This window comes from Deltaproteobacteria bacterium, assembly GCA_016930875.1.
GTDB lineage: Bacteria > Desulfobacterota > Desulfobacteria > Desulfobacterales.
Window position 1 is genome coordinate 1 of sequence record JAFGFW010000056.1, and the last position, 12711, is coordinate 12711.

At 50.8% G+C, this 12711-nt stretch carries 14 protein-coding genes, 1 pseudogene and 1 riboswitch; of the genes and pseudogenes, 12 read left to right on the top strand and 3 right to left on the bottom strand.

From position 1 onward, the window contains the following. From JW883_05865 to JW883_05875, 3 genes are all read left to right on the top strand, one after another. Window positions 1–1470 (top strand): response regulator (locus JW883_05865; protein ID MBN1841793.1); only part of this gene is annotated, 1470 nt, incomplete at its 5' end. Window positions 1471–1509: 39 nt separating this feature from the next. Then, on the top strand, window positions 1510–2718 hold the full coding sequence (locus tag JW883_05870; protein ID MBN1841794.1) for a response regulator: 1209 nt from the start codon (window positions 1510–1512) through the stop codon (window positions 2716–2718). A 58-nt stretch (window positions 2719–2776) separates the two neighbouring features. After that, a complete protein-coding gene (locus JW883_05875; GenBank protein MBN1841795.1) occupies window positions 2777–3517 on the top strand; it encodes a response regulator in 741 nt (246 codons plus the stop codon). A gap of 31 nt (window positions 3518–3548) precedes the next feature. On the opposite strand, the gene JW883_05880 is transcribed toward JW883_05875, so the two are convergent. Further along, a complete protein-coding gene (locus JW883_05880) occupies window positions 3549–3899 on the bottom strand; it encodes a hypothetical protein (protein MBN1841796.1) in 351 nt (116 codons plus the stop codon). 72 nt (window positions 3900–3971) lie between these two features. Continuing rightward, window positions 3972–4049: riboswitch (cyclic di-GMP riboswitch) on the bottom strand. A gap of 170 nt (window positions 4050–4219) precedes the next feature. Continuing rightward, window positions 4220–5464, bottom strand: coding sequence for an MFS transporter (locus tag JW883_05885; GenBank protein ID MBN1841797.1), 1245 nt, complete (start codon window positions 5462–5464; stop codon window positions 4220–4222). Window positions 5465–5756: 292 nt separating this feature from the next. Between JW883_05885 and JW883_05890 the strand changes: the two genes are divergently transcribed. From JW883_05890 to JW883_05915, 6 genes and pseudogenes are all read left to right on the top strand, one after another. After that, complete coding sequence (locus JW883_05890) at window positions 5757–6236, top strand: chemotaxis protein CheD (GenBank protein MBN1841798.1); 480 nt, start codon at window positions 5757–5759, stop codon at window positions 6234–6236. After that, a complete protein-coding gene (locus tag JW883_05895; GenBank protein ID MBN1841799.1) occupies window positions 6233–7081 on the top strand; it encodes an HDOD domain-containing protein in 849 nt (282 codons plus the stop codon). The genes JW883_05890 and JW883_05895 overlap by 4 nt, the downstream gene beginning before the upstream one ends. Window positions 7082–7229: 148 nt before the next feature. Continuing rightward, on the top strand, window positions 7230–7655 hold the full coding sequence (locus JW883_05900) for a response regulator (GenBank protein MBN1841800.1): 426 nt from the start codon (window positions 7230–7232) through the stop codon (window positions 7653–7655). Between the two features lie 9 nt (window positions 7656–7664). Then, a pseudogene (locus JW883_05905) lies at window positions 7665–7985 on the top strand (chemotaxis protein CheB). After that, window positions 7976–8362 carry a response regulator gene (locus JW883_05910; protein MBN1841801.1) on the top strand — a complete coding sequence of 129 codons (387 nt, stop codon included), beginning with the start codon at window positions 7976–7978 and terminating at the stop codon, window positions 8360–8362. The pseudogene JW883_05905 and the gene JW883_05910 overlap by 10 nt, the downstream one beginning before the upstream one ends. A 56-nt stretch (window positions 8363–8418) precedes the next feature. Beyond that, complete coding sequence (locus tag JW883_05915) at window positions 8419–9456, top strand: zinc-ribbon domain-containing protein (GenBank protein ID MBN1841802.1); 1038 nt, start codon at window positions 8419–8421, stop codon at window positions 9454–9456. A gap of 165 nt (window positions 9457–9621) precedes the next feature. Here the strand turns inward: JW883_05915 and JW883_05920 are convergent, their stop codons facing one another. Next, window positions 9622–11016, bottom strand: coding sequence for a class II fumarate hydratase (locus JW883_05920; protein ID MBN1841803.1), 1395 nt, complete (start codon window positions 11014–11016; stop codon window positions 9622–9624). 96 nt (window positions 11017–11112) lie between these two features. On the opposite strand from JW883_05920, the gene JW883_05925 reads away from it, so the two are divergent. The 3 genes from JW883_05925 to JW883_05935 all read left to right on the top strand — a co-directional run bounded on the left by JW883_05925 (window position 11113) and on the right by JW883_05935 (window position 12707). Continuing rightward, complete coding sequence (locus tag JW883_05925; GenBank protein MBN1841804.1) at window positions 11113–11982, top strand: radical SAM protein; 870 nt, start codon at window positions 11113–11115, stop codon at window positions 11980–11982. Window positions 11983–12101: 119 nt separating this feature from the next. After that, window positions 12102–12521, top strand: coding sequence for a CoA-binding protein (locus JW883_05930; GenBank protein MBN1841805.1), 420 nt, complete (start codon window positions 12102–12104; stop codon window positions 12519–12521). 3 nt (window positions 12522–12524) lie between these two features. Further along, the gene (locus JW883_05935; GenBank protein MBN1841806.1) at window positions 12525–12707 is read left to right on the top strand and encodes a hypothetical protein; all 183 of its coding nucleotides are present in this window, start codon (window positions 12525–12527) and stop codon (window positions 12705–12707) included. The last annotated feature ends 4 nt before the right edge of the window (window positions 12708–12711 follow it).

Here is a 12711-nt window from a genome sequence, read left to right on the forward strand (position 1 = left end):
TCGCTCAGGACAGGCCCTTCGACTTCGCTCAGGACAGGCCCTTCGACTTCGCTCAGGACAGGCCCTTCGACTTCGCTCAGGACAGGCGAGGAGGGCAAGGGCTCGACCTTCTGGTTTACGGCAATTTTTGAAAAGCAGCCAGAACGCCGTGAGACCGAAATTGTCATTCCCGAAGACATCCGCACGCAACACATCCTGGTGGTGGACGACAATGCCACGAACCGCCTTGTGGTAAAAGAGCAACTAAGGTCCTGGGGTTGCCGTTTTGACGAGGCCTCAAGCGGGGCAGAGGCACTGGACAAGCTGCGCCAGGCCGTGGCTAAAGAGAACCCTTTTGACATTGCCATCATCGATATGCAGATGCCGGAAATGAATGGAGATACCCTGGGACGAAACATCAAGGAAGACCCGGATCTAATGAGCGTCTCAATGGTCATGCTTGCCTCGGTGGGTGAACGTGGTGAAGCAGCCCGTATAAAGGAGGTCGGTTTTGCCGCCTACCTCACGAAGCCGGTCAAGCAGTCGCAGCTTTATGATTGCCTCACAACAGTGGCGGACATGCAAAGAGTGGGAAAGGAGAGGCCTTCGGCGCCTATTGTCACAGGGCATTCCATTTCCGAGGATCAAAAACGCAACATTCGCATCCTCGTTGCCGAGGATAACGTTGTCAACCAGAAGGTGGCTCTGCACATTCTGGAAAATCTCGGCTATCGGGCCGACGCTGTAGCCAACGGCCATGAGGCTATCGAGGCCCTTGAAACGATGGCTTATGACCTTGTGCTCATGGACGTTCAGATGCCGGAAATGGACGGTTTCGAAGCCACAAAAGAGATCAGGAAAAAGGAGATGTCATTGGTCACCGGTCATTCGTCATTGGTAGGAGAAAAAGCAAATGACGAAAGCGAAGCGCCCCGTGTTCCGATCGTGGCCATGACCGCCTATGCCATGAAGGGCGACAGAGAGCGGTGCCTTGAAGCAGGCATGGACGACTATACCACAAAGCCCATCGATTCTGAGGAATTGTTGGAAAAGATCCGAACGTGGACCGAACAAGGCAAAGAGGCCTCCGATATTGCGACGGGAGGAAATGAGAAAGACGATCCAAAGGACAAGAAAGAAGACGCCGTGCCAGTGAATCTGGACAAGGCCCTTGAACGGGCTCTGGGCGACAAGGAGTTTCTGGAAAATATGCTTGAGCAATTCACGACAACCCTTCCGGGCCAGATAGAAGCGCTGAGGACTGCCCTGGAACAGGGAAACGGGGAAACCCTTCAGCAAGAGGCGCACGACCTGAAAGGGTCCGCAGCCAACCTGAGTATTGACGAAATGGCCGCGGCTGCCTTTGAACTTGAGCAGATGGGCCGTGAAGGGAACCTTGAAGCAGGAGGAAAAGTCCTGGGCGAGTTGGAAACCGAAGTCGCCCGGTTTGAGGCGTATGTAAAGGAGATTGACTGGTCATTGGTTGAGTAGTTGACTACTTAACCACTCAACCAAGAAAAGAGGCAAACCATGGAAATTCTAGTTGCAGAAGATGATTTTGTGGCCAGGGGGTTTCTGGAAAAACTGCTTAAGAGTCTGGGCCATGAATGCGTTCTTGCAGAAGACGGTCTGAAGGCGTGGGAAGTAATCCAGCAAGGCAAAGTCAGAATGGTAATAACGGACTGGGCCATGCCGGGGATGGACGGGCTGGAGCTATGCCAGAAAGTGCGAGAGGCAAAACTGCCTCATTATGTATTCATGATGCTACTTACTGGCAAAGATCGGAAGGAAGATGCTATCGTGGGGTTCGAGGCGGGGGTAGACGACTATATTGTAAAACCCTTTAATCCTGACGAGTTAAGGGCCAGGATCCGTGTCGGTGAACGCATCATCGAGTTAGAAGATGAGTACAAGAGGGCACAGGCGCAGCTCATTCAGTCCGAAAAGATGGCCTCCGTAGGGCAGCTTGCCGCCGGCGTGGCGCACGAGATCAACAACCCCACAGGGTTTGTGAGCAGCAATCTCAAGACACTCTCTGATTATCAGCATGACATTAGTGGACTCCTAAAAGAGTACAGAAAACTGATCATGGAACTGAAAGATACGATTAGCAAGGATGTCATGCCTCCTTCCATAGCGGAGCGGGTGGAGGGGATTGTGAACCTTGAAACGGAAGTTGATGTCGATTTCATCCTCAATGATATTCAGGATCTCATTGACGAGTGCAAAGAAGGAACCGAGCGGATCAAGAAGATAGTTATTGATCTCAAAGACTTTGCTCATCCCGGAGAAGACAAGGTTCAGGAAACTGATATCAACAAAGGCATTGAATCAACCCTGAATGTTGTCTGGAACGAGCTTAAGTACAAGGCCAAGGTCACAAAAGAATACGGAGATCTGCCTATCGTGAGATGTTATCCCCAGCAGCTTAACCAGGTCTTTATGAATTTGCTGGTCAATGCCGCACAAGCCATGGAAGATCAAGGCAAGATCAAGATTTCAACAAGGGGCTATGATGGGTCGGTAGAGGTCAAGATAAGCGACACGGGAATGGGAATTCCCGAAGAGAACATCCCCAAAGTATTTAACCCATTTTTTACGACCAAAGACGTGGGCAAGGGAACGGGTTTGGGATTAAATGTCGCCTATAACATCATTGAGAAGCACAAAGGAACGATTGATGTGGAGAGCGCTGTGGGCAAGGGAACTACGTTTACGATACGGATACCGACTGGTTAGTTTCTTGTTGAGTGGTTGAGAGTGACGATGCAAACCCCGAAACATAGAGAGGTGAACCGTGCAAAAACTGAAAATTGTTTTTCACATGTTTGTTGAAAGCGGGTATGAAGGCGGACTGATTGAACAGACATTGCGAAGCGCGGACTATGATGCCATATTTGTCGCTGATACGGACGCTTTGCCACTCAGCGAAAACGAACCGGATATATTGCTGCTGGAACCAAGCATGTCCCAATGGGCGTGGCTTGATCTGTTCATCGGATTTACACGTGACTATCCAGATCTGCCCGTTGTTCTTTACTCACGTGATATTTCCGTGAAAAATGACTTTCAGCCACTGCCCGGAGAGGCGCCTGTGTATCTGGCCGGCGATGTCCTGGTTTTAAAGGAAAGGTTGGGGGACATAGTAGAAGATATAATGAGAAGAAAAGAAGGAACCCCAAAGAGCATTCTGTTTGTAGATGATGAGCCGAATGTCCTGAGTGCGTATACAAGGATGTTGCGGAAGAGTCCGTGGAGGGTTCTTACCGCTCCAAGCGCAGAAAAGGCATTGGACATATTAGACGAGGAATCAATAAACCTGGTGGTCACAGACATGAAGATGCCAGAAGTGCACGGAATGGAGTTAGTCGCAAGGATCAGAGAAAAGTTCGAAGATCTTCCTATTATTGTCTGCTCGGCCTATCATGGCATGAAGGATGACCAGAGTTTACAGTTTCATAAAATCGCAGGTTTTATTGAAAAGCCTGTTGAGTCGGATGTTCTCGTGAGCAAGATAGAGGAAGTGTTGGGCCATTGAGACGGGACGAGGGCAGTGTGGAAGGACCGGGTTAGGCCCATTGATCAACGATGTTCTTTTGACTCGTCACAGTTTGGGGTTGTCCGTCTTTGTCATATTGTTCCTGGGGTTTCTCCTCTTTCTCGGTCTCACGAATTCTCTCAGCGTTGAATTTCATCCCGGCATCAGAATCAAATAGCTTCGGGAAAGCAGATTGCAGAATCCCTCTTCCAAAGCTGACAACGCTTTCGTTGTTCACAAAAACAGAACGCGTTTTCTGATCCCTGGCGCTTTCCAGTCTCTGGTCGTTCACACGAATAAACGGTTCCCGACCGTCACCTGGTCTCCTGAATTGCCCAGCCTGCTGCTGCCGAATATGATCGGAGGTATCGGTTATGTTCATAGGATCCCTCCAAAAGAAAAAGCCCATTCTCTTTCACGAAAGAATGGGCCCTGATGTCGAAATTCTTGTCAGTAGGGCAACCCCGCTATCCGCCTGGGCGGACCGGAGGCTTTGCGTCCCACTCTTTCGAGAGGTTTGCCTTTGTTCCACTGTTTTTTTCTGTGTCTCTTATCGGGATGAACGCATCAAACCTTTAGAACAATTTTGAGGCCTGCATCTCGTGCCCTTCCTTCCTATTTCCAACCGGAGACTGACGCCGACAAGTAGGTCCGCCGACTGGCGGACCTAATACCCGTCATGTCTCTGAATTGAGCTTGTCTCTATTTAGGGGGGACGTGCCTTCCAAGGATGTGAGTCTGACGTTGTCCTGCTTCCTTGCCGGGAAGAAAATAGATGACCGGAATTCCGGCCAGTGACAGGACAGCGCACCAGGCAAAAGCTGCACGGAGCCCTATCAAGTCTCCGGCCCAGCCCACGAGCACCGTAATCCCTGATACCACCAGGAAATTGATCCCCATATAGATTCCATTAGCCGTGGCTTCCACGCCACGGGCATGCTCCTGAACAACGGCCAGCATGACAGGAGAAGCGGCAAAGACGGTGAATCCGAGGAGAACAAGAACAGGAACAATCAGCCACGAGCCGGTTATCAGAAAGACGAGCATAAGGGCAGAGGAAGTGATCATGACGGCCAGGAGCACGAAACGTCGCCCCAAACGGTCACTTGCCGTACCGGATATGAGCGAGCCAAAAGTCCCGGCAAATTCAAGGAGGGCTAATGCTCCACCCCCGGCCCACAAGCTTTTCCCTTGAGCGGCCATGTAGGTGGGTAAGAACGCCGTCAATGAGGCCACAGTCAACGCGCGAGCCACAACAACAATCGTCAGGGGAATCAGCACATGTCGCATGGCTTGCCAGGTTCTCACCAAGGAAGGTTGATGCGCTGCCTTTGTGTGGACCGTGGCGTGCCGCAGCCGCCAGTAAAGCAAGGCTGAGGCGAAAAGACCGATGGTCATGACCGGATAACTTCCGTCAAAGCCCCAGAGAGAAACAACGGCCACGGCCAAGAGAGGGCCTACGGTTCGAGCCAGTTCGCCGGCAGCCATAAAGAGGCTCATTCCTTTTCCCACCTGCGGCCCTGACATCCGCGAAATAATTGCAGGCCCTGGCACGTGGAAGACGGCAGCGCTCAACCCGGTCACAAAGAGCAACGAGGCCACGATGGCGTAGCTGGGGGCAAGCCCGATCAGGCTCATGCACACGGCTGTGACCGCAGGGGCGACAATGAGCATGTAGCGCATATCTATGCGGTCGGCCACAACACCGATGAGAGGGTTCAGCAGGGAAGGTATTCGAATAAATAACGTCAAAGAGCCTGCCAGCGTGAGTGAAAGGCTTAGCTTTTCAATAAGCAGCGGAAGCCAGGGGGCAAGAAAACTGCTGAACACATCATGGACAAAGTGACCTCCAGCCACGGTCAAGACATGCGAGGTTTGGAATGTGGGGTCAAAGGTTTTGTGGTCAGACTGCGATTCAGGCATGGTTTGGACTTTGTCTTTTCCCATTTACTGCACTACTCCATTACTCCAGGTCCTATGCCAGATCAATAACATTCATGGCGATGAAGTGCCAATTTCTTGACGGCCCTGGCGATCCTGCCTTGATTCTTATCCCCGGTTGTTGAGATATTTCCTGGGGTATTTCAATGAGTTAAAAAAGTTCTGCCGGGCATCGAGCAATTTGGCACGGTGATTGCCATTGTTCATATCCGATTTATTATGACCAAGATCCTGATCATCGACAATTGGATAGTGCAGCGGAAACCCAGAACCCCCAGATGAAAAAGGAATCAGAGCGTTGAATGTTACTGTAGGTATAGCTGATATGAAGGTGAGTGATGATCCGGCTGCTACCCTGATTACCCATTCGTTGGGTTCGTGTATTGGTGTGGCTATCTATGACCCGGTGGCCAAGGTGGGCGGCATGGTCCATTACATGCTTCCTGAATCCAAGCTGGACAGTAATAAAGCCAAGAGCCAGCCTTTGATGTTTGCCGATACGGGGATCCCGCTCCTGTTTAAAGCGTGTTACAAGTTGGGAGCCGAGAAGAAGCGGATAATCTCGAAAGTGGCGGGCGGGTCTCAGATTATAGACGCTTCAGGGGCGTTCAACATCGGAAAACGCAACTATGCGGCCCTCAGAAAGATCTTTTGGCGCAACAACGTGCTTGTTGATGCTGAAGATGTGGGGGGTACTTCAAACAGAACCATGCGGCTCAACATTGCCACAGGGGAACTGGCCTTAAAGGTTTACGGCAGGGGAGAAATAATCCTATGAAGGATGTTGAGGAAATAATAAAATCGATCGAAAAGCTTCCACCCTTTCCCGTTGTGGCCAGTCAGGCCCTGAAGATTCTGGATGACCCCGGCGCATCGGTTGGCGACGTTATCTCCGTGGTCCAGTATGATCAGGCAATCACGGCAAACGTGTTGAAGATGTGCAATTCGGCCTATTACGGGCTTGCAAGAAAGGTGCACTCCCTCCGGGAAGGCTTGGTGCTGCTGGGCAATATGCAGTTGAAGGAAATTATCCTGGCAAGCACGGTTGTCAAATTTTTTCAACCGGAAAACAAAGGGTATGATCTTGCAAAGGGGGAACTGTGGAAACACGCTGTGGCAACAGGGATCATCTCCAGGGTTATCTCCCGCCGCGTCAGTGAGTCCGAGCCTCCGTCCTTGTTTACGGCAGCGCTCCTGCACGACATAGGCAAAGCAGTGCTCAACAATTTTGTGCATAGATACTTTGTGGAGATCATAGCCCTGGTAGACACAGGGGACTATTCCTTTTTGGAAGCCGAAAGCAAGACGCTGGGCATTAATCATGCGGAACTTGGGGAAAAGATTGCTAAATCGTGGGATTTTCCCGAAGATATTGTTCAGTCAATACGGCTGCACCACAGGCCTGAGGAGGCTTCGGCAGGAGATGTGATCACGCCGATCGTCTATCTTGCCAACGTCATAACTCTATCCATGGGCATTGGTATAGGCCGTGACGGGCTGTCTTATCGTGGAAAACAGGAAGTCATGAAACGTTACGGTCTGAAACCAAAGGATCTGCAGGCGATTATTATAGATTTCTACGATGAGTACAACAAGGTCCAGGATGTTTTGAAGCTGGCGTAGTGGTTGAGTGTTAAAGAATGCCTAAAATGAGCTAAAATGCCTTGGAATGACTGATAACTCATAAGTGGCAAGCAATGACAAATGACAAGTGACGAATAATCAACGGCTCAACGGGCACATTTTTGTACCTGAAACTGGAAGGTGACTTATGGCGTTTAATGTCCTAATTGTTGATGACTCATCATCCATGCGAAACATCATCAAGAAGACTCTGCAGATGTCTGGTTTCGATGTCGGCGAGATTTTTGAGGCTGGTAACGGCGTGGAAGCATTGGCTGTCCTTGAGAAGGAATGGGCTGACGTGATCTTGACTGACGTTCACATGCCCGAGATGGATGGTCTCGAGTTCTTGAAGGTCTTGAACAAGCAAGACGTTGTTTCAACAACGCCTGTTGTGGTTGTGACCACAGAGGGTCGGGGAGAGCGACTGGATGAGCTTCGGGGCCTCGGCGCAAGGGCCTGTATCAGGAAACCCTTCAGGCCGGAAGAGATCAAGAAGATCCTGGGGGACGCGCTCGGTATGGATGAAAAAGCAATCACAGAGAAGGAAGATCTTTACGGGTGTGATTTCTGAGATTTGCATATGGTATGCCATCAGATGCCAGCCGTCGATGTGCTTTTCAAATCAACTGCCCAATACGCGGGAGCCAATGCAGTGGGTGTCATCGTGACCGGGATGGGCTCGGACGGAGCCCGCGGTATGGTGAAAATGCGAGAGGCCGGGGCAAGGACCATCGGCCAGGATGAGGCCTCCTGTGTGGTTTATGGCATGCCGAAAGAGGCGGTCAAGACGGGCGCAGTGGAGATAGTCGCTCCATTGGATTGCATTGCGCAAGAGACGATAAATGCTTCGAATTTCCGCTTTGTCCAGGTTATGCGTCCAGGAGAGACCTCATGGACTTAAATATGAACGTGTTGGTGGTTGACGATTTTGCTACCATGCGGCGAATCATAAAGAACGCCTTGAAACAGATCGGATTTACCAAGATACTGGAGGCCGACGATGGCACAACAGCCCTTGCGGTGCTCAAGAAGAACGAAGTGGATTTGATCATATCTGACTGGAACATGCCCAAGATGACCGGCCTGGATCTGTTGAAAAAGGTGAGGGGTGAAGAATCCACAAAAAAAATCCCGTTTTTGATGGTTACGGCAGAAGCACAAAAGGATAACGTATTACAGGCGATTCAGGCTGGTGTGAGCAATTACGTCGTAAAACCGTTCACGGCTGATGCCATAAAGGAGAAATTGACGCAGGTGTTTAGTAAGAAGGCGAAATAAGAATCCTGGCCCAAAGGACCAGGTTTTTCATGTTAGAACAAAGAAGGAGGATATGAGTGAGAGTCGAGTGTGAGAATTGCCAGAAGGTCTACGATATTCCCGATGAACGACTCCCCGCTGGGAAGAAGATAAAATTCCCGTGCCCGGCTTGCAAAAGTGTTATCAAAGTCGATATGCGTTCACATCAGGCGGACACCGACGCCGTTCCTTCTTCTGCTTCAGGGGCACATGCTGACAACAAATCGGGAGAGGCCGAAGCTCTAAAGGAGAAGATTTTCAAGAGTGTGAGCGACTTGCCTCCAATGCCCCAGGTCGTGCACAAGGCTCGAGAGGTTATGGACGATCCGAATTCCAGTTTCAAAGACCTGGCGATCATATTCGTAACGGACCAGGCTATTGCCACCAGGGTTTTGAAGCTGGCCAACTCAGCATACTATGGCCTTAGCCAACAGGTTTCATCGATTCAACAGGCATCGGTTATTCTAGGGCATAAGGCTCTGGCAGAACTTGTCACCATGGCAGCCACTTCCTCTCTGTTGGGAAAAGATATCAAGGGCTACGGCCTGGAAGCAGGAGAGCTGTGGAAGCATTCTCTTGCGGTTGCCTTTGGTTCGAGGCTAATCGCCAAGAAGAAAAGCCCTGCACTTTCGGATGATGCATTTGCAGCCGGCCTCATTCATGACTCGGGCAAGCTAGTGCTCGACAAATATATCCTTGAAAGAAAGGGAATGTTCGAAGAGTTCATGGCAGACGGTCAAGGGACTTTTCTGGCTGCTGAAAAGGAGATCCTCGGATTTGATCATGCAGAAATAGCTTCTGAGGTGTGCAAGAAGTGGAATGTCCCCCAAAACGTGGCTACTGCCATAAGATATCATCATTGTCCGTTAGAGGCACAGGAAAACGAACTGGCAAACATCCTCCATGTGGCAGACGGGATAGCCATGTTGAGTGGCCTCGGAACCGGAGAAGACGCCTTGTCTTACGAAATGGAAGAAAGCGCCGTCAGCTCTTTTGGCTTCAAGAATGAAGACATAAGCAAGCTCATGGACCAGGTAGTGGCATCTGTTCAGAATACTATCCAGGAATTTCAGTAAAGAGCACTAAGGGCTCGCTCAAAAATAACTTCACATTTTGATGCGCCGATCCATCCCGCCCGGCTGCGTTGCTCGTCGGTTAAATAGCTTGCTATTCGCCCTCCTCGGGCCTTGCCATGCGTGCGCCTCGACTCCTGAAAATGTAAATTTATTTCTTCGCGAACCCTAAGTCATCTTCATAGGATCCAGCAACTCCTCCAGCTTTGCCTCTGAAAGGACCTTTTTCCCCCTGGCAACATCTCTCACAGTCTTGCCAGTAGTATAGGCCTCCTTGGCGATTGCCGCGGCCTGTTCATATCCTATGACTGGGGATAGCGATGTGCACATGGCCAAGCTCTCCTCTATGAAGGCTTTGCACCTGGCCTCATTGGCGGAAATGCCGCTTACGCATTTTTCAGCAAAGATCCGTGCCGCTGACGCAATAAGCCTTATTGACTGCAATAAATTATGCGCAATGACGGGAAGCATCACGTTCAGCTCGAAATTGCCTGCCTGACAACCAATGGCGATTGTTGCATCATTGCCAATCACCTGGGCGGCAACCTGTGTGACGGATTCGGGAATGACCGGGTTTACTTTGCCCGGCATGATTGAGGACCCGGGCTGAAGGCCCGGGATGTTGATCTCCCCGAGTCCGCATCTGGGGCCAGATGAAAGCCACCGGATGTCGTTTGCTATCTTCATCAGGCTAATGGCCACAGTCTTTAGCGCACCACTCGCCTCCATAGCTGCATCCTGGGCAGCCTGCGCCTCAAAGTGATTTGTCGCCTCTCGAAACCGACACCCGGTCTTCCGGGAAATCAATTCGATCACCTGGGAGGCGAATTCCGGGGGGGTATTGAGGCCTGTGCCAACGGCGGTTCCGCCAAGGGCCAGTTCCGCAAGGGATCGTTTGGTTCCTTCGAGTCTTTGCATGCCCAGTTCGATCTGCCGGGCATAGCCGCTGAATTCCTGACCGAGCCGGATTGGGACCGCATCTTGAAGATGCGTGCGTCCGATCTTGACGATGCTGTCAAAGGTGGCCGACTTTTCCTTAAGTGACTCGTAAAGGATCTTGAGCGCTGGGATGAGGTCCTCGGTGATTGATGTCAAGGCCGCAACATGAATCGCAGTGGGAATGACGTCGTTGCTTGACTGGCCCATGTTGACATGGTCATTGGGATGGACCGGATGCCTGGCGTCTTTCTGGCCTGTGAGGATCTCGTTGGCCCTCGTGGCAATGACCTCGTTGGCATTCATGTTGGTTGAGGTGGCGGAGCCTGTTTGAAAGATGTCAATGACAAATTGTCTGTCCAGCTTTCCCGTAGCGATTTCGTCCGCAGCTTCAGTGATTGCTCGGGCAAGCTCGTGGTCCAGATTGCCCTGTTGCTCATTTACCTGGGCTGCATATTTCTTGATGAGGCCAAGGGCCATGATGAAATCTCTGGGAAATCTGATCTTGCTGACAGGAAAGTTCTCCACCGCACGCTGGGTCTGAACTCCGTAATAGGCCTCCACGGGAACCTTCACCTCACCCATGGTGTCCTTTTCAATCCTGAAAGTCACATTTTGATCAGCCATAGTCCGTACTCCCTTCCTGAGAGTGATTTGCAGTGGAGTGTCAATCGTGATAATATTCTGCCAAGTATTAAGAAGGGCTTCTGGTGTCAAGGGAAAATGGACTATCAAGGGATAATCATCCGGCCTCCGAGCGAGGCAAATAGCATCATTCTTCAAGTTACCATAGGGTGTTCCCACAATAAATGCACATTCTGTGGCACATACAAGGGCGTGCGCTTCAGAATCAAACCGGAATCGGTTGTTGAACGAGATATCGAGTTTGCAGCCTCCTATTGCAGACGCCAGCGCCGGCTTTTTGTTGCCGATGGCGATGCCCTCATTCTGCCACAGGCCAGGCTTATGAAGCTGCTGAAGACCATCCGCGAGCGTCTCCCCTGGGTCACCCGGGTCGGCATTTACGGAAATGCAAAAAGCATCCGGACCAAGGCATTGGAAGACCTGATAGCGCTTCGCAAGAGCGGATTGGGCATTGTCTACATGGGCCTTGAGAGCGGTGATGATGTTACACTCAAGAAGATTCGAAAGGGCGTAAGAGCAGACACCATAGTAGAGATGGGCCAGAAAGTCGTTGAGGCCGGAATCAAGCTCTCCGTGACCGTGCTACTCGGCCTGGCAGGTCGGGAACGATCTGCCCTGCATGCCGAGACCACGGGCCAAGCGCTGAGCGCCATGGACCCTAACTATGTGGGGGCACTAAGCCTGATGCTGCTATCCAATACGCCCCTGGGACAGGACTACCTGGAAGGGCGCTTTAGGCTCATCAGTCCCATGGAGATGTTGACGGAACTCAAGACCATGATGGCCCACACGGTCCTTTCCGGAGGGCTATTTCATGCCAACCATGCCTCAAACTACCTTCCCGTCAAGGCAAGATTTCCCAGGGATAAGGAGACAACAATCAGCCTCATTGACGAGGCCCTCAAGGGGAACATCCGTCTTAAGCCCGAGTCCTTGCGAGCAGTGTAGTTGTGAAATCGCGAAGCGATGTCATAAGCGATTTCGCAACTTGACCTGAAACACACTATTTATTATGATTATTTATGCTGCAGAACAAGGAGACAACAATGCAGGAGATAACGTGCGAGATGCCTCAATACAATCCACCGTGTGAAGAGATCAGGACAATCCTTGAGAACCACAAAACAGTGGCTATTGTGGGTCTATCTCCCAAACCGGAAAGAGACAGCCACAAGGTGGGGAAATATCTCAAAGACCACGGTTACAGAATTGTTCCGGTTAATCCCGGCCAAAAGGAGATACTGGGTGAAAAGTGCTATCCCAATCTCAAGGCTATCCCTTTCCCGATAGACGTAGTAGACATATTCAGGAAGTCTGAAGCCGTCCCTCCTATTGTGGATCATGCCGTAGAGATTGGGGCCAGGGTGGTCTGGATGCAATTGGGCATTGTCCACAACCTAGCGGCGGGAAAGGCCAGAGAGGCCGGTCTTGACGTGGTTATGAGTAAGTGTATCAAGATTGAACATATGAACATGTTAAGGGAGTGAATTATGCCGATTGCGGATCAGCAGGATGACAAGATTATCAGGCTTGTTAGGCGGGAGGCCGAGAAATTCCAGGCCAAAATCAAAAAAATCGATCTGGAGAAGCAAATCCTTGATATAGATTGTCCGGATGACAACAAGGCTGAATGTGCCGTTGCGATTCAGAAGATTCTGGCAAAGCATGAATAGAACC

What these genes read in the sequence shown, in the direction of transcription:
- JW883_05885 (MBN1841797.1), bottom strand. Translation starts at nt 5,464, where the DNA reads ATGGGAAAAGACAAAGTCCAAACCATGCCTGAATCGCAGTCTGACCAC.
- JW883_05920 (MBN1841803.1), bottom strand. Translation starts at nt 11,016, where the DNA reads ATGGCTGATCAAAATGTGACTTTCAGGATTGAAAAGGACACCATGGGT.
- JW883_05900 (MBN1841800.1), top strand. Translation starts at nt 7,230, where the DNA reads ATGGCGTTTAATGTCCTAATTGTTGATGACTCATCATCCATGCGAAAC.
- JW883_05930 (MBN1841805.1), top strand. Translation starts at nt 12,102, where the DNA reads ATGCCTCAATACAATCCACCGTGTGAAGAGATCAGGACAATCCTTGAG.
- JW883_05880 (MBN1841796.1), bottom strand. Translation starts at nt 3,899, where the DNA reads ATGAACATAACCGATACCTCCGATCATATTCGGCAGCAGCAGGCTGGG.
- JW883_05870 (MBN1841794.1), top strand. Translation starts at nt 1,510, where the DNA reads ATGGAAATTCTAGTTGCAGAAGATGATTTTGTGGCCAGGGGGTTTCTG.
- JW883_05895 (MBN1841799.1), top strand. Translation starts at nt 6,233, where the DNA reads ATGAAGGATGTTGAGGAAATAATAAAATCGATCGAAAAGCTTCCACCC.
- JW883_05925 (MBN1841804.1), top strand. Translation starts at nt 11,113, where the DNA reads ATGGACTATCAAGGGATAATCATCCGGCCTCCGAGCGAGGCAAATAGC.
- JW883_05935 (MBN1841806.1), top strand. Translation starts at nt 12,525, where the DNA reads ATGCCGATTGCGGATCAGCAGGATGACAAGATTATCAGGCTTGTTAGG.
- JW883_05910 (MBN1841801.1), top strand. Translation starts at nt 7,976, where the DNA reads ATGGACTTAAATATGAACGTGTTGGTGGTTGACGATTTTGCTACCATG.